General features: G+C 42.4%; 17 protein-coding genes. 14 read left to right on the plus strand and 3 right to left on the minus strand.

The window, feature by feature from the left end; translation table 11 throughout:
- Together HMPREF1534_RS15590 and HMPREF1534_RS15585 are read right to left on the minus strand one after the other, a co-directional pair.
- Positions 1-357 carry a phage holin family protein gene (locus HMPREF1534_RS15590; protein ID WP_005937070.1) on the minus strand — a complete coding sequence of 119 codons (357 nt, stop codon included), beginning with the start codon at positions 355-357 and terminating at the stop codon, positions 1-3.
- A 160-nt stretch (positions 358-517) separates the two neighbouring features.
- Positions 518-715, minus strand: a complete 198-nt coding sequence (locus HMPREF1534_RS15585) for a YtxH domain-containing protein (protein WP_005937072.1) — start codon at positions 713-715, stop codon at positions 518-520.
- Between the two features lie 212 nt (positions 716-927).
- Here HMPREF1534_RS15585 and HMPREF1534_RS15580 point away from each other — a divergent pair, with 212 nt between their 5' ends.
- The 10 genes from HMPREF1534_RS15580 to HMPREF1534_RS15535 all read left to right on the plus strand — a co-directional run bounded on the left by HMPREF1534_RS15580 (position 928) and on the right by HMPREF1534_RS15535 (position 10,305).
- Positions 928-1,428 carry an SPOR domain-containing protein gene (locus tag HMPREF1534_RS15580; protein WP_005937074.1) on the plus strand — a complete coding sequence of 167 codons (501 nt, stop codon included), beginning with the start codon at positions 928-930 and terminating at the stop codon, positions 1,426-1,428.
- A 128-nt stretch (positions 1,429-1,556) separates the two neighbouring features.
- Positions 1,557-2,516, plus strand: coding sequence for a PCMD domain-containing protein (locus HMPREF1534_RS15575; protein ID WP_005937076.1), 960 nt, complete (start codon positions 1,557-1,559; stop codon positions 2,514-2,516).
- 71 nt (positions 2,517-2,587) lie between these two features.
- Positions 2,588-3,010, plus strand: a complete 423-nt coding sequence (ruvX, locus tag HMPREF1534_RS15570; RefSeq protein ID WP_018452252.1) for a Holliday junction resolvase RuvX — start codon at positions 2,588-2,590, stop codon at positions 3,008-3,010.
- Positions 3,011-3,017: 7 nt separating this feature from the next.
- Positions 3,018-3,572 carry a peptide deformylase gene (gene def, locus HMPREF1534_RS15565; RefSeq protein WP_005937081.1) on the plus strand — a complete coding sequence of 185 codons (555 nt, stop codon included), beginning with the start codon at positions 3,018-3,020 and terminating at the stop codon, positions 3,570-3,572.
- Between the two features lies 1 nt (position 3,573).
- Positions 3,574-5,583 carry a tetratricopeptide repeat protein gene (locus HMPREF1534_RS15560; RefSeq protein ID WP_005937084.1) on the plus strand — a complete coding sequence of 670 codons (2,010 nt, stop codon included), beginning with the start codon at positions 3,574-3,576 and terminating at the stop codon, positions 5,581-5,583.
- An 80-nt stretch (positions 5,584-5,663) separates the two neighbouring features.
- Entirely contained in the window at positions 5,664-7,604 is a 1,941-nt protein-coding gene (gene thrS, locus HMPREF1534_RS15555) for a threonine--tRNA ligase (protein WP_005937086.1), read from the plus strand.
- A gap of 116 nt (positions 7,605-7,720) precedes the next feature.
- A complete protein-coding gene (gene infC / locus HMPREF1534_RS15550; protein ID WP_005937088.1) occupies positions 7,721-8,263 on the plus strand; it encodes a translation initiation factor IF-3 in 543 nt (180 codons plus the stop codon).
- A 107-nt stretch (positions 8,264-8,370) separates the two neighbouring features.
- Positions 8,371-8,568 carry a 50S ribosomal protein L35 gene (gene rpmI, locus HMPREF1534_RS15545; RefSeq protein ID WP_005937090.1) on the plus strand — a complete coding sequence of 66 codons (198 nt, stop codon included), beginning with the start codon at positions 8,371-8,373 and terminating at the stop codon, positions 8,566-8,568.
- 108 nt (positions 8,569-8,676) lie between these two features.
- Positions 8,677-9,027: a 50S ribosomal protein L20 gene (rplT, locus tag HMPREF1534_RS15540; RefSeq protein ID WP_005937092.1), complete on the plus strand. Its 351-nt coding sequence runs from the start codon at positions 8,677-8,679 to the stop codon at positions 9,025-9,027.
- A gap of 516 nt (positions 9,028-9,543) precedes the next feature.
- Positions 9,544-10,305: an EFR1 family ferrodoxin gene (locus HMPREF1534_RS15535; RefSeq protein ID WP_005937094.1), complete on the plus strand. Its 762-nt coding sequence runs from the start codon at positions 9,544-9,546 to the stop codon at positions 10,303-10,305.
- Positions 10,306-10,313: 8 nt separating this feature from the next.
- Here the strand turns inward: HMPREF1534_RS15535 and mltG are convergent, their stop codons facing one another.
- On the minus strand, positions 10,314-11,348 hold the full coding sequence (mltG, locus tag HMPREF1534_RS15530; RefSeq protein WP_005937097.1) for an endolytic transglycosylase MltG: 1,035 nt from the start codon (positions 11,346-11,348) through the stop codon (positions 10,314-10,316).
- A gap of 796 nt (positions 11,349-12,144) precedes the next feature.
- Between mltG and HMPREF1534_RS15525 the strand changes: the two genes are divergently transcribed.
- From HMPREF1534_RS15525 to HMPREF1534_RS15510, 4 genes are read left to right on the plus strand one after another with little or no spacing between them, the layout of a single operon-like run.
- Positions 12,145-12,789 carry a hypothetical protein gene (locus HMPREF1534_RS15525; protein ID WP_005937100.1) on the plus strand — a complete coding sequence of 215 codons (645 nt, stop codon included), beginning with the start codon at positions 12,145-12,147 and terminating at the stop codon, positions 12,787-12,789.
- Between the two features lie 10 nt (positions 12,790-12,799).
- Positions 12,800-13,225 (plus strand): hypothetical protein, encoded by a 426-nt coding sequence (locus tag HMPREF1534_RS15520; protein WP_005937103.1) that lies wholly within the window; start codon positions 12,800-12,802, stop codon positions 13,223-13,225.
- Entirely contained in the window at positions 13,222-14,097 is an 876-nt protein-coding gene (locus HMPREF1534_RS15515) for a hypothetical protein (protein WP_005937106.1), read from the plus strand. The genes HMPREF1534_RS15520 and HMPREF1534_RS15515 overlap by 4 nt, the downstream gene beginning before the upstream one ends.
- Before the next feature lie 27 nt (positions 14,098-14,124).
- Positions 14,125-15,621 carry a hypothetical protein gene (locus tag HMPREF1534_RS15510; RefSeq protein ID WP_005937108.1) on the plus strand — a complete coding sequence of 499 codons (1,497 nt, stop codon included), beginning with the start codon at positions 14,125-14,127 and terminating at the stop codon, positions 15,619-15,621.
- The last annotated feature ends 62 nt before the right edge of the window (positions 15,622-15,683 follow it).

A 15,683-nucleotide genomic window follows, 5' to 3' on the forward strand; every position in this document is an offset into this window, starting at 1 on the left:
TCAGTCATCGTTTAAAAGCAGATTGGCGAGAAAGTTAACCATAGGTTGCATAATCAAACGTTTACGGAAGAATATGATTAATATAATCAGTAGGATGATACATCCGGTGATGATGCCGTAACTAACCATCAATCCGCCTACATGAGGAGCCAATACATAAGCTAATGTAAAAGAAAGGTAGAAGAGGGCAATGATACCTAGAATAACCAATACCAATACCAGAATCAGAGAGGATACCAATATGGTCAGCTTTTCTACTAAATGCAGTTTTACATAATCTTTTTGCAGCTCTGCATATTTTTTCAGTTCTACAAAGAGTTGTTGCAGGTTGTCTATATTCTTATCGTTTGCAAACATTCGCTGTTGTTTTTTACATTAAATATTGCCATTTATGTGTGTATGATGGCTGTGTGTCAATCGGTAAAGAGGTAAAATGAAGAATCCATAGACATATAATATATGTATATAGATTCTTCAATTTTGTTTAGAATGACAAGGCAAGTTGTATGATACCTTATTATTCTTTTACTTCTGCAGCAATTTCATCTACCAAGTCTTCCATTTCGGTACGGCTCAGTTTGATACCTCTTTTACGCAAAGCGTCAACAATTTTATTACGAGTATCTTCTCCTCTTTCGGGAGCAAATAAAACTCCGGCTGCTGCACCTACAACGGCTCCGCCCAGAAATGCAGCTAAAATACTTAAACTTTTCATAGTCTTATTAATTTTTGAACATTACAAAACTAACAAATAAAATTGAAAGTTGTTGCTATTTGGGGATGTTTCTTAGTAAGAAATTGACGATTATAGGCTGATTAACTTAATTTAACTGCGTATTAGATGTGAATGCTGTTGATATATTGCTACTTTTGCAACAATTATTATAGGATTAAACTAGAGTATTAATTTATAAAGATGGAATAATCATGAAAAAATTAGTTGTGTTGGGTATGGGATTGTGCGTAGCTTTGGCATTCTCCTCTTGTAAATCAAGCGAAAGCGCTTACAAAAAAGCATACGAAAAGGCAAAACAACAGGAATTGGCTGAGGCTCCTGCTGCAGCCGAAGAGGTAGAGGCTGCTCCTGTAGTAGCTGCTCCTGTTGCAACTGCACCTGCTCCTGCTCCGGTAGCCGGCCCGGTTCGTGAAGAAAAAGTGGAGCTGGTTTCAGGTGATGGTTTGAAGGCTTATAGTGTTGTTTGTGGAAGCTTTGGCGTAAAAGCAAATGCTGAAGGTCTGAAACAATATCTGGACGGGCAGGGTTATAGTGCTAAAGTGGTTTACAACCCCGAAAGAAACATGTATCGTGTAATTGCAGTTTCTTTTGATGACCGCGCACAAGCTACACAAGCTAAAGAAGAATTTAAAGCGAAATATCCTAACCGTGACGACTTCCAGAAGGCATGGTTACTTTATAGAGTATATTAATAATTTCTTTTTGGTAAATTAAGAAGAAAATATAGTCTATTCTTCTTTATTAAAAGTGGTAACTGCGAAGTTGCCGCTTTTTTTTATAACTTTGTTAATTCTAAAACAACAATAAAAACTAGTTGGATATGAAGTATTACAGTAGAATGTCATTGCTTGCTTTGCTGGCTGTCATACCGTTTAATGGTTTCTCTCAAGAAAGAGAAGTTCCTATTAAATATGGTGATATGGAACAATGGGTGACACGTAAGATTCATGAGTCATCGATTATAGGTGGAAATACCAGACTTCTTTATGAGATAGCTCCGACTCAGGAGGTTGATGGCAATGTGGCTTATGAAAATATGGGAGGGTCTCCTTGGGGGACATCCAATGTGATGGCGAAGGTGATGGGAATTGTCAAAACTAATAACACGGTATATAAGGAAAAACGTTATCATGGCTATTGTGCCCGCTTGGAGACGCATATTGAAAGAATGAAAGTGCTGGGCATGGTCAATATAACCGTATTGGCTGCCGGAGCCATTTATTTGGGTGATATGAAAGAGCCTATTACGAGTACGAAAGAAGGGGTGAAAAACATGAATTGGGGCATACCGTTTACAGAAAAGCCCAAAGCGCTTCGTTATGATTATAAAGTTAAAATGTCCGGTGAGAAAAATCGTATCCGTTTGACGGGCTTTAGCAAAAAAGAAGTAGTGAAAGGTCAGGACTGTGCTATTACTGTATTTTATCTTCAAAAGCGTACAGAGGATGCTCAAGGGAATATCACAGCAAAACGAGTGGGGACGATGGTTGTGAAGTATGACAAGGATTCTGAAGGATGGGAAAATGATGCTACTTATGAGATTCTATATGGTGATATAACCCAAGACCCTCGATATAATCCTGAGTTTATGGGATTGAGATCGGTTGGTTATGCCCGTAACAGTAAAGGGGAGAGTGTCCTTGTTAAAGAAACGGGATGGGCTTCACCTGATGAAAAACCTACACACATGCTATTGCAGTTCTCTTCAAGTCACGGTGGAGCATATGTAGGTTCTCCCGGAAATACTTTTTGGGTAGATAATGTGAAGCTGGTCTATTGATAAGGCTTTTTCTATAATTTATCTTTATATATCAGACAGGTATGGAATAAATTTGTATTTTTGTGCTCAATATGAGTAGAATATTAGCAATAGATTATGGTAAAAAGCGTACGGGAGTGGCGGTTACAGACATTTTGCAGATTATTGCGAATGGCCTGACTACTGTTCCCACCCATCAGTTAATGGACTTTATTCTGAAGTATGTGGAGAGTGAACCGGTAGAAAGAATTATTGTAGGGCATCCCAAGCAAATGAATAATCAGGAATCTGAGAATATGCGTAACATTGTTCCGTTCATTAATCAGTTAAAGAAAAAACTTCCCAATATACCTGTCGAACTGGTTGATGAACGGTTCACTTCTGTTTTGGCGCATCAGGCCATGCTGGATGGCGGACTCAAGAAAAAAGATAGACAGAATAAAGCCTTGGTTGATGAAATCAGTGCTACCATTATTTTACAATCCTATTTGGAATCAAAGAAATATATAAAATAAAAGAGAAATGATATTACCAATTTATGTTTATGGACAACCGGTATTGCGCAAAGAAGCGGAAGATATTACACCGGATTATCCTAATTTGAAAGAGTTAATTGAAAATATGTTTGAGACAATGGGACGTGCAGACGGAGTGGGGCTTGCAGCTCCTCAAGTGGGACTTCCCATTCGTGTGGTTACGATAGACCTTGATGTAATGTCGGATGAATATCCTGAACTGAAAGGTTTTCGTCATGCATACATCAACCCGCATATCATAGAAGTGGGTGAAGAGGAAGTTTCGATGGAGGAAGGATGTTTGAGTCTTCCCGGTATCCATGAAGCAGTAAAGCGTCCGGACCGTATTCATGTCACTTATCTGGATGAAGATTTGAAAGAACATGATGAGTGGGTGGAAGGTTATCCGGCACGTGTGATGCAACATGAATTCGACCATTTGGATGGTAAGATGTTTATCGACCACCTTTCTACGCTGCGTAAGCAGATGATAAAAGGCAAGTTGGGCGCTATGCTGAAAGGCAAGGCACGTTGCTCTTATAAGGTGAAAACTTTGAAATAAGATGATAAAACGGATTCTGTACCTATATATATTAATAATGTGTCCCGGTCTGGCTTTTGCCCAGATTAATACGGACCGTGTAATGGCAATTGGACGCAATGCTCTCTATTTTGAGGATTATGTCCTTTCCATTCAGTATTTTAATCAGGTAGTCAATGCGAAACCTTACTTGGCCGATCCTTACTTTTATCGGGGGCTGGCTAAGATAAACCTTGATGACTTTCAAGGTGCGGAAAGCGATTGCTCGGAAGCTATAGAACGGAATCCGTTTGTAGTCAGCGCTTATCAGGTGCGGGGATTGGCACGTATCCGTCAGGATAACTATGCCGGTGCCATTGAAGATTATATGAAAGCACTGGAGTTTGATCCCGAAAATATAGGTGCATGGCACAATATGGCTTTGTGTAAGATAAAGCAGGGAGATTACTCGGGCGCAAAGAATGACTTGGATCGATTAATCACCATCTCTCCGCGTTACACAAAGGCATATTTGATGCGTGGGGAAGTTGATTTGAAACAAAAAGATACGATTGCTGCCGAGAAGGATTTCGGGCATGCCATCGAGATAGACCGTTATGATCCGGATACATGGGCGAGCCGTGCGATTCTCAGACTTCAGCAACAGAAATATAAAGATGCCGAAGCCGATTTTGACCATGCTATTCATCTTTCGACACGTAATGCAGGTGTATATATCAATCGTGCTTTGGCGCGTTATCATCAGAAAAACCTGAGGGGCGCAATGAGTGATTACGATATTGCTCTTGAAATAGATCCGAATAACTTTATCGGTCATTATAACCGAGGCTTGCTACGTGCCCAGGTAGGTGATGACAATCGTGCCATCGAGGACTTTGATTTTGTTATCAATATGGAACCTGACAATATGATGGCTATCTTCAATCGCGGTTTGCTTCGTGACCAGACGGGGGATTATAAAGGGGCGATTAAGGATTATTCTACGGTGATAAATGAATATCCTAACTTTGTGATTGGTTATCAGTATAGAGCTCAGGCGCGCAAGAAGGTGGGAGATATAAAAGGAGCTGATGCCGATGAGTTTAAAGTTCTCAAAGCTCAGTTGGATAAACAAAACGGTGTAAGTCAGAATAATCAGACAGCGGATAATTCGGAGAGCGGAAACCGTACACGCAAGAAGTCTGATAAAAATATGAACAATTATCGAAAGATTGTAGTTGCCGATAACGAAGAAGGTGAAGAAAAGTATAAAAGTGAATATCGCGGACGTGTACAGGATAAGAACGTGACCATTGTTCCGCAACCTATGTTCGTGCTTACTTATTATGAAAAACATAATGATGTGAAGCGTCAGGTTAACTATCATAAATATATAGAAGAGCTGAACTCAAACAAGGTATTGCCTGAACGTTTGCTTATCACGAATGAGGAAGCACCATTGACGGAAGAACAAGTGAAAAAACATTTTGCATCCATCGATGAGCAGTCGGCTGCTATTGTAGCCAGTCCGAATGATGTGACGAAGCGCTTTGCACGTTCTTTGGACTTCTATCTTGTGCAAGACTTTGACAATGCCATCGAGGATTTGAATCAGGCTGTTATGTGCGAAAGCAAATTCTTCCCGGCTTACTTCAACCGTGCTTTGATTCGTTTCAAACAGCTGGAGTATCAAAAGGTGGCGAAAGAATACAATGACAAAAATGCGGAAGAACAGAAGACCAAGACCGGTGATTATGAAATGGTGAAACGCGATTTGGATAAAGTGATAGAGTTGGCTCCCGATTTTGTCTACGCTTACTATAACAGAGGCAATGTGCTTTCGTCACTGAAAGATTACCGTGCTGCCATTGTCGATTATGACAAGGCGATAGAACTGGATTCCAAATTTGCCGAAGCATATTATAATCGCGGATTAACCCATATCTATTTGGGTAATAACCGTCAAGGAATTCAAGATTTGAGTAAAGCCGGTGAGTTAGGCTTATTCTCTGCGTACAATATTATTAAACGTTTCACAGAGAGAAAAGAATAACATTTTTTTGCAAAAAAGAGAGGAAGTCAAAAAGAATTCGTTATTTTTGCATCCTCAAGGAAGAATTAAACGTAATAATTATGATAAAGATAACATTCCCCGACGGCTCTGTTCGTGAATACAACGAAGGAGTAACAGGTCTGCAGATTGCAGAAAGTATCAGTTCACGCCTGGCGCAAGATGTTTTGGCTTGCGGTGTGAATGGCGAGACTATTGACTTGTCACGTCCTATCAATGAAGATGCAAACTTTGTTCTTTATAAATGGGAAGATGAACAAGGTAAACATGCTTTTTGGCATACAAGTGCTCACTTGCTGGCAGAAGCATTGCAAGAACTTTATCCGGGTATTCAGTTTGGTATCGGTCCGGCTATCGAAAATGGTTTCTATTATGATGTAGATTCGGGAGAAGCTACCATTAAGGACTCGGATTTGCCCGTTATCGAAGCAAAGATGGCTGAACTGGCAGCAAAGAAAGAGACTTTGGTGCGTGAAAGTATTGCCAAAGAAGACGCTTTGAAGAAATTTGGAGAAAGAGGTGAGACATATAAATGTGAATTGATTTCCGAATTGGAAGATGGTCACATTACTACTTATACACAAGGTGCGTTTACTGACCTTTGCCGTGGTCCTCACTTGGTGTCTACTGCACCTATCAAAGCTATTAAGTTGCTTTCGGTAGCCGGTGCTTATTGGAGAGGGCAGGAAGACCGCAAACAAATGACGCGTATTTATGGTATTACTTTCCCAAAGAAAAAGATGCTGGACGAATATCTGGCAATGTTGGAAGAAGCCAAAAAACGCGACCATCGCAAGATAGGTAAAGAAATGGATTTGTTCATGTTTACGGATATGGTAGGTAAGGGACTTCCCATGTGGTTGCCGAAAGGTACTGCACTGCGCATCCGTTTGCAGGATTTCTTGCGCCGTATCCAGGCTCGTTACGACTATCAGGAAGTAATGTGCCCGCCTATCGGAAACAAGAATCTGTATATCACTTCCGGTCACTATGCCAAGTATGGTAAAGATTCATTCCAGCCTATCCATACACCGGAAGAAGGAGAAGAATACTTCTTGAAACCGATGAACTGTCCTCATCACTGTATGATATACAAGAACTCCCCGCGTTCTTATAAGGACTTGCCTTTGCGTATTGCAGAATTCGGAACCGTATGCCGTTACGAACAGAGCGGCGAGTTGCACGGGTTGACTCGTGTGCGCAGCTTTACACAAGATGATGCTCACTTGTTCTGCCGCCCCGACCAGGTGAAGGAGGAATTCCTCCGCGTGATGGACATCATCAATATTGTGTTCAAGTCCATGAACTTTGAAAACGTAGAAGCTCAGATTTCTTTGCGTGACAAAGTGAACCGTGAAAAATATATCGGTAGTGACGAGAATTGGGAAAAGGCTGAACAGGCTATTATTGAAGCTTGTGAGGAAAAGGGATTGACTGCAAAGATAGAATATGGTGAAGCCGCATTCTATGGACCTAAGCTGGACTTCATGGTAAAAGATGCTATCGGTCGCCGTTGGCAGTTGGGTACCATTCAGGTAGACTATAACTTGCCGGAACGTTTCCAATTGGAATATATGGGCTCTGATAACCAAAAGCATCGTCCGGTAATGATTCACCGCGCACCTTTCGGTTCAATGGAACGCTTTGTAGCAGTGTTGATTGAGCATACAGCCGGAAAATTCCCCTTGTGGCTGACTCCCGAACAAGTCGTTATCCTGCCTATAGCGGATAAGTTCAATGACTATGCCGAGCAGGTGAAAGCCGAGTTGAGAAAATACGATATCCGCGCTATTGTGGACGGTCGTAACGAAAAGATTGGCCGTAAAATTCGTGACAATGAAATGAAGCGCATTCCTTACCTGCTGATTGTAGGTGAAAAAGAAGCGGCTAACGGTGAAGTTTCGGTTCGCAGACAGGGCGAAGGCGATAAAGGAACCATGAAAATTGAAGAATTCGGAAAAAATATTGCCGAAGAAGTTTCTAATATGATAAATAAATGGTAACTTTGCAGCCGTTTGCAAAAGAATACATGATTAAACTTTTGTATGGACTTTTGCGTTAAGATAAAGAAATAACTAATTTAAATAAGAAGAAACAAACAGGAACTAATAGTTTTTTAATGAAGAATGACAGTTTAAAAGGGCAACACAGAATCAATGAACAGATTCGTGCCAAAGAAGTCCGCATAGTGGGCGATGATGTAGAACCGGCAGTATATCCGATAGCTCAGGCATTAAAGATGGCTGAAGAGCATGAAGCCGATTTAGTTGAAATTTCACCCAATGCTGTTCCTCCGGTTTGTAGAATTATTGATTATTCTAAATTTCTTTATCAATTAAAGAAACGTCAAAAGGAACAAAAGGCTAAACAAGTAAAAGTAAACGTAAAAGAAATCCGTTTCGGACCTCAGACAGATGACCATGATTATAACTTTAAGTTGAAACATGCCATCGGTTTTCTGCAGGATGGAGATAAAGTTAAAGCTTACGTATTCTTCAAAGGTCGTTCCATTCTTTTTAAGGAACAGGGAGAAGTGTTATTACTTCGTTTTGCCAATGACCTGGAAGAATATGCCAAGGTAGAGCAGATGCCATTGTTGGAAGGTAAGAGAATGACAATTTCTTTGGCTCCGAAGAAAGCAGGCTCTCCTAAAAAAAGCTGATGCTCCAAAGAAAGCGGAAGGAACACAAGAATAAAAAGAGTGCGTAACGCGCCGGTATAGTGCGTTACCACCTTATTTGAATAATAATTATTTAAAATTAAAACAAGATGCCAAAGATCAAGACTAACTCCGGTTCTAAAAAAAGATTCGCTCTTACCGGAACAGGTAAAATCAAGAGAAAGCACGCTTTTCACAGTCACATTCTGACTAAGAAAACTAAAAAGCAAAAAAGAAACCTTGTACATTCAGGCTTAGTAGCTAATGCTAACTTGGATCAGGTGAAAGAACTTCTTTGCATGAAGTAATCTAAAGAAAAAAGCGTAATCGTATTATTTTAAGTATTAACCGAATGTCTTTAGCTTTAAGTTCGCTGTGTGAAACAGGGGCGCTAACATTCAAAAAGAATTAAAACTATGCCAAGATCAGTAAATCATGTTGCTTCAAAAGCAAGAAGAAAGAAAATTTTAGGTCTTACCAAAGGTTATTTTGGTGCAAGAAAGAATGTATGGACAGTAGCAAAAAACACTTGGGAAAAGGGTTTGACCTACGCATACCGTGACCGTAAGAACAAGAAACGCAATTTCCGTGCTTTGTGGATTCAGCGTATCAATGCTGCTGCTCGTCTGGAAGGAATGTCTTATTCTAAATTGATGGGTGCATTGCATAAAGCAGGTATTGAAATCAACCGCAAAGTGTTGGCTGATTTAGCTATGAATCATCCGGAAGCATTTAAGGCTGTTGTTGCTAAAGCAAAAGCTGCTTAAATATAACTGTCGGTAAGATTGTTATTACAAGACATATTATAATTAAAGAGTCATCTCATAAGAGGTGGCTCTTTTTTTATTTTTATATGTGACAGGGAGAATCAGTTCCCGACTATGGTAAATAGAGATGAATAGCCAATCAATCGGAATGACAGATAGTTACTATATTCCTTATGAATTTTAACAAAGAAAATTCTTCTTACTCTTGGTTATATCATAAAAAGGCTGTATATTTGTCATACAGAAAGAGATGAAAAGCGAGCCGCATTAGTTGGATTGGGAAACTCATCAAACTAATCTGAAAACCGAGACAACGCTTCATCTTCCAATGGCGGGCCACGCCTTCGGGTAGCATTTATGCCGGTGGATTACAAAGGGAGAGAGCACTCAAAACCTGTCATTCGGAGTTTCATCGCATCACTGGTGCGGCTTCATTATAAGGCGATGCTAATTCAAAAGATTAGCATCGCTTCTTTTTTATAAAATAAATGGTCTGAAAGATTAATGTAAACGCTTATGATATTTTATTTTTCCGGTACGGGAAATTCGGCTTGGGTTGCCCGGCAAATTGCAAAAGCTCAGCAAGAAGAGTTGTTGGCCATTGCTGAAGAAATAAATAAAAATAAAGAGTATGCCTTAAAAGACGGTGAGAAAGTCGGCTTTGTTTTCCCTGTGTATGCATGGGGTCCTCCCGGAATAGTGCTTCGTTTTATCCGTCAATTAAAGATGAAGAATCCGGAGTATCTTTTTTTTGTTTGCACCTGTGGAGATGATACGGGGCGTACTGCCCAGGTTTTTTCATCTGCTATTCGGAGAAAAGGATGGCACTGCGTGGCAGGCTACTCTGTTACGATGCCCAATACTTATGTTTCCTTACCGGGATTTGATGTTGATGCCGAGGATGTGGAGGAACAGAAAGTACAGAATGCAATGGCACGTCTTGACTTTATCAATGGCGAACTGGCCGGTAGGATACACATGAAACATTTCAATTGCCACGAAGGAGCGTTGCCGTTTACCAAGACATATCTACTTAGACCGCTTTTCAATACCTTTTTAATGTCTCCCAAACCTTTTTATGCAACGGATGCCTGCATTGCTTGTAAAAAATGCGAGAAAGTTTGTCCGGTACATAATATAGAAGTAACCGATAAGCCCCAATGGGGCAATAACTGCACCCAATGTTTGGGATGCTATCATATTTGTCCTTTGCACGCGGTGCAATATGGTAAGGCAACACGTGCTAAAGGGCAATATAAAAGATTCTTAAAGAAGTAGGGCGGTTTTTATTTTATCCTTCTTTTATTAAGCTCCTGTTGGTATCGACGGGCATTTGCCATGTGCTGTGACAGGGTAGCAGCAAAGTTATGAGTACCCGAAAAGTCCTCTTTGGCACACATATAAATGAAATTGTGGTGCGTATAATTCAATACACTTTCCAATCCCTGAATAGACGGTATGCGTATCGGTCCGGGAGGGAGGCCGGCGTATTTGTAAGTATTATAAGGAGAATCGACAGCCAGATGCTTGTTGAGGATACGTTTTAATCCGAACTCCTGCAACCCGAACTTCACGGTGGGGTCTGCTTGCAGCAACATACCCTTGTTCAAGCGATTAATGTAAAGTCCGGCAACCATCGGCTTTTCCGCGTTGTTGGCCGTTTCTTCTTCCACTATGGAGGCAAGTGTTGCCACTTCTTCGGGCGAGAGACCGATGTTTGCTGCTTTGCCCCGTCTTTCCTTGTTCCAAAAGGCGGCATGCTCTTTCTGCATACGTTTCATAAAAGCGTCAGCACTCATGTTCCAATACACTTCGTATGTATTGGGAATGAAAAGGGCAGGGAGGGTCTCTTTGGTATATCCCATTTGAGTATAATAACTGCTGTCGGCAAGTAATCGGGCTATTTCCACAGAATCAATCATGAGCTGGCGGGCGACAGTGCGTGCCAGTCTGTCCAAGGTGCGTACGCTGGGGATGGTGAGATTGACCGGAGTCTGATATCCCATCGAAAGGCGGCGATAAAGATAGCGCATATTGTCTTCAGGACGGATGGCATACCGTCCTGTGCGTATGTTTTCTCCGTAATTTCCTCTTTCTGCCTGGAATTTGAAGCCATACATGGTTTTAGGATGTCCTGTCGACTCTATTTTGCTATAAATGGAATCCAAATTATCATCTCTGTCAATATAGATATAAGCAGTTTTTGATAAGTTGAACTGTCGGGAGAAGAAATAATAGTAAACCGTTCCGGCACTTCCTGCTCCGGCAAGCATAATTATCAATATAACTATTACTAAAATATTACGTTTCTTTTTATCCATTGCTGTCAATTTGTTTTCGGTGCAAAGATAGGTAAATATACGTGAGTTCTGTGTAAGAGTTTATAGAAAAAAGTCCGGTCGTCAGATGATACTCTGTCATCTTTACCTTTGAAAAGCAATTGGCTTCCATACATAAAGCCGGTCGACTCTTGATGTATTTATGAATTTCTGCCACTGATTTATTAATCGGTGCCGGAAATTCATAAATCAGTGGCACGGTTTATCAGGTCAATGCCGATGATTAATGAAGACAACGGACGGCTGTGAAGAATGTATCAGCCTGTCGGATGAAATATCTATTGATTCGTTTGGGTTATTAAGCTGAAATCTTGTGTATGATTGTGGAAACTCCCTAAAAAACAGGAGGTACGGATGCAAAAAAAAGGCTTTTACCATATACCTTAAAGAAATTTGTATTATCTTTGCAACATCCAGCTGGCCCAGTGGGGTTTGGTGGGATCTTGATATTAAGAAAAAGGCGTTTACCAAACGTTATCGTCTACGTTCAAACTTCGCAACTTTGAAACCTTCAAGATGATACGGCAACGGGGAACGTCCACTAAAGGTGTAGTGTCTAAACATTGTGCTCTGCGCGGTGTTCTGTATATCCATCTTGGCGTGGGCTAGCTGCGTTGCTTATCCTTGAAGGTGGGCAATGCGAAGGCCTGAACGTGGGATAAGCAGAAGTACAGACTCCCACGCTTTTTTTATGTATTGCTGAATCCGGGGAGTCTATAAGCTCTCAACACATTTATAAGACAGTCTACAAAAGGGTGGACTTTAAACCCCGGAAAAAATGAAACACAATGGCTTAATTTCTGCAATTGCATGCTGTGCCTGCACTTTGGCGATGTTTATGACTTCTTGTACGAAAAAGGTATATGTACCTGCCCAAAACACAACTGTTTCTGCACCTACTACCCCCAGATTGCCCAATGGTGAAGTAGAACTTACCACATTTTGTATTGATGATGCCTATGATAAACCGGGCGAATATATGGCAGGTCTTGGCATTGCTGAAGATCGTCCCGACCGCGCAAGAGCCATCACCGACGCCAACCGCGTAGCCATTGCCGACATTGCATCTCGCTATGTGGGCATGATAAAGAATGCGATAGAAGATTACAGTAAGGATACCAATGTTCCGAGTAGCAAGAAAATGTATGAAAGTTCATTGGAAGGCGGTGCTAAAGCCATAGGTACAAAAGTGATAGACAAATATGCTAATGCCGTATGCCGCAAGTTTACGCAAAGTGCTACCGGTGGGTATGTGGGCTATGTAGCAGTACATGTATTGTTGGAAGATGCCAAGAAAGGGCTTGCCGAAGAGTTGGAAGTCCGCAAGGTAGACTACGATAAGAAAAAATTCTTCGAGAAGATGGATAAGGAATTGGCAGCCAGTGCAGCCAAGCAGAAGGAAGAAGTGGATGCAATGAAATAGTATCAGGATAATGAAACGCTATCTGCTCTTTTTGTTGCTGCTGAGCAAGACCCTTTTCGGCTATGCCCAGCAGCTTCCCGACTGGGTACTGTCGCCTCCCGCACGCACACATACTTATTATTACAGAGTGTCTCAAGGGACAGGGCTGACGGAGGAAGAGGCCGGGAGGAAAGCTTTTGTCATGGCCATCATGGAGAGTGCTTTTGCCATAGGAATTCCTGTAGATGTGAAGAAACTGGAAAAACTGCAAGGTGACAGTCTCTTGATGGAGACCTCTCGTTACGTGAAAATCCCCATAAACAAGGTATGCCAATGCACCGAATCGCTTGTTACCAGGCGCGGCTATCGAGTTTATGTATTGTGTCAGGTAGCCAATGACGTACATACGCTTCCGGCTTTCAAATCATTTAACTGTATAACTAATAAAGAAGAATGAAAAAACTTGCATTCCTCACGGCACTCATGCTGATTGGCATGAATGCCTTTTCCCAAGCCGTAACAGAACTTCGCCCCTTCTGGGTAAAACAAGTGCCTCAAATACCCGTAGGAGCCAATTACTTTGTGAACTGGGGCGTAGGCGAAGGCCGTACAGAGACAGAAGCCACCAACATGGCTTGGGCAGATGCTCTGCAGAAGTCTTTGCATGAACTGGGCGTAGTAGGCATTACGGCACAAGATATCAATGCCGTGGCAATGAACGGAATCAATGCCGTAGTAAAATTCAACCGTATGAAGAGACGTATCGTAACTTCTACAGAACCTATTGTCTTGTCCGCCAACCGGGTGAAGATATACATTCTAATACAAGTGCAGCGTAACGTGAACGGTCCGGATGACTTCTATTCGCTGAACACCGCAAACTTCAAAGATACATCGTTCAACAAGAAGATGAAGGGCTACAATGCCCAGCTCACCGGACGTTATCCCTTCTCGGCCCGCGTCTTTGTGCCCGGCATGGCACAGCTGCACAAAGGCAGTATGGGGAAGGGGCTTTTTTTTATCATAAGCGAAGCCGCCTGTGTAGGCGGAATCGTAGCAACGGAGTGTATGCGTGCTTCCTACGACTCCAAGATAAAATCCACGCACGATGCCGGGAAAATCCGCAGCTATGCCGACAAACGTGACAATTGTGCTAACGTGCGAAATGGATTCATTGCCGGTGCCGCCGTGCTCTACGTATGGAACGTGATAGACGGTATTGCCGCCAAAGGCAAGAAGAAAGGAATTGCCTTAGGAGATGCCCAATTGCGCATGGCTCCCTATGCATCGCCCCAAAGCGGAGGCATTGCTCTGGCACTCCGTTTCTAAATCAAGTTAATGTATAAAACAATAGCTATGAAAAAAAGATTCTATCTGCTGGCAATGCTGCTCACCGTGTGGAACGACCTCTGCGGGCAGAATGACTTTGAACGATATGCCCTTGAACAAGAAGCTGCATTCAAAGCCTATTCGGACAAGGAGGAAGCCGATTTCAAAACCTATTCCGATTCTGTCAACCGAGAGTTTGGTCGCTACTTGGCGGAGGCATGGCCGGACTGTCCCCTGATAAAGCCCGAACAACCCATCAGGCATCCTGTTCCGCCCGAGACTTTCGACCCCTCCAAGCGGCGTCCTACCCCAATGAAGCAGCCGGTAAGAGGGGAAACCGGACTTCCGCCAATTCCTAGACCAGTTCCTCTGCCTTTGCCGGATGTGGGTAAGAATCCTCCTCTGCCGCAAAATCCTTTCAAAGGCGGTAAAGGAATGGAAGTGGAGGCTTCTTTCTTCGGGACTATCATCCCATTGCCTAAGATTACAACACGCTTTCCCCGCCTGACCGGTGCAGACGAACCGCACGTTTCCTCTTACTGGAATGCGCTCTCCGTCATGCCCTACGAGGTGTGGACCACCCATATCGGAAAACTGAAATCCCTATTGAGACTGAACGGTTGGGGGCTGTACTTGCTTATCGAAGATGTTTTCAAGGCTTACTGCCCGCAAGACAGTGAAAACGAGCGGGTGATATTTTCTGTGTTTACACTCAATCAGCTGGGGTGCAAGGCCAAGATAGGACGGATAGGGCAGGAGTTGCTCCCTTTAATGGCCTTCAATTGTGAGGCGTACAATGCACTTTACTTCACATTCCCCACGGAGCAAGGTATTCGCTACTCGGTCATTGACCGGAAGCACCGCTCTCTTTCATCAGTGAAATGCTATACGCTGAATCATGCCATTGCCCGAAGGACAGTAGATGTTTCCTTGCCGGAATCTCCGCGTCTGACTGCCGATGTACGCACCAAGACGCTGAATGACCACCGGAACGATTACTGCCTGGCATATAATAAGAACTTAGTGGACTTTTACGCCACGTTGCCTTGTGTCAGCTTTGCGGTCTACGGACAAGCTGCCCCGGATCCTGAGTTCTTGGAAAGCGTGGAGCGGCAATTGGCTCCTGCCATCCAGAGTATGACACAGGAAGCAGCCGTCAATCATCTGTTGCACTTTGTGCAATATGCGTTTCAATACAAAACGGATGAAGAACAGTTCGGCTATGAAAAATGGTTCTTTGCCGAAGAGATCATTGCTTCTTCTCATTCCGATTGTGAAGACCGCTCCATCTTGTTTGCACAGCTGGTACGTCATCTGCTGAAAATGCCGGTAGTCTTTGTCTATTATCCGGGCAGGCATCTGGCAACGGCCGTCCGTTTTAGCAATCCGGATACGAAGGGTGACTATATTACCGTGGACGGTGCGAAGTATCTGCTTTGCGACCCCACGTACATCGGTGCTGATTTGGGAATGGGAATGCCACAGCTGGTGGGGATGCCGATAGAGATTGTCAAACTAAAATAATGAATAACTATTATTTTCAAAACATTCAATTATGAAAAAGATGACTCAGTACATAGTGGGAT

The organism is Phocaeicola massiliensis B84634 = Timone 84634 = DSM 17679 = JCM 13223, from assembly GCF_000382445.1.
GTDB lineage: Bacteria > Bacteroidota > Bacteroidia > Bacteroidales > Bacteroidaceae > Phocaeicola > Phocaeicola massiliensis.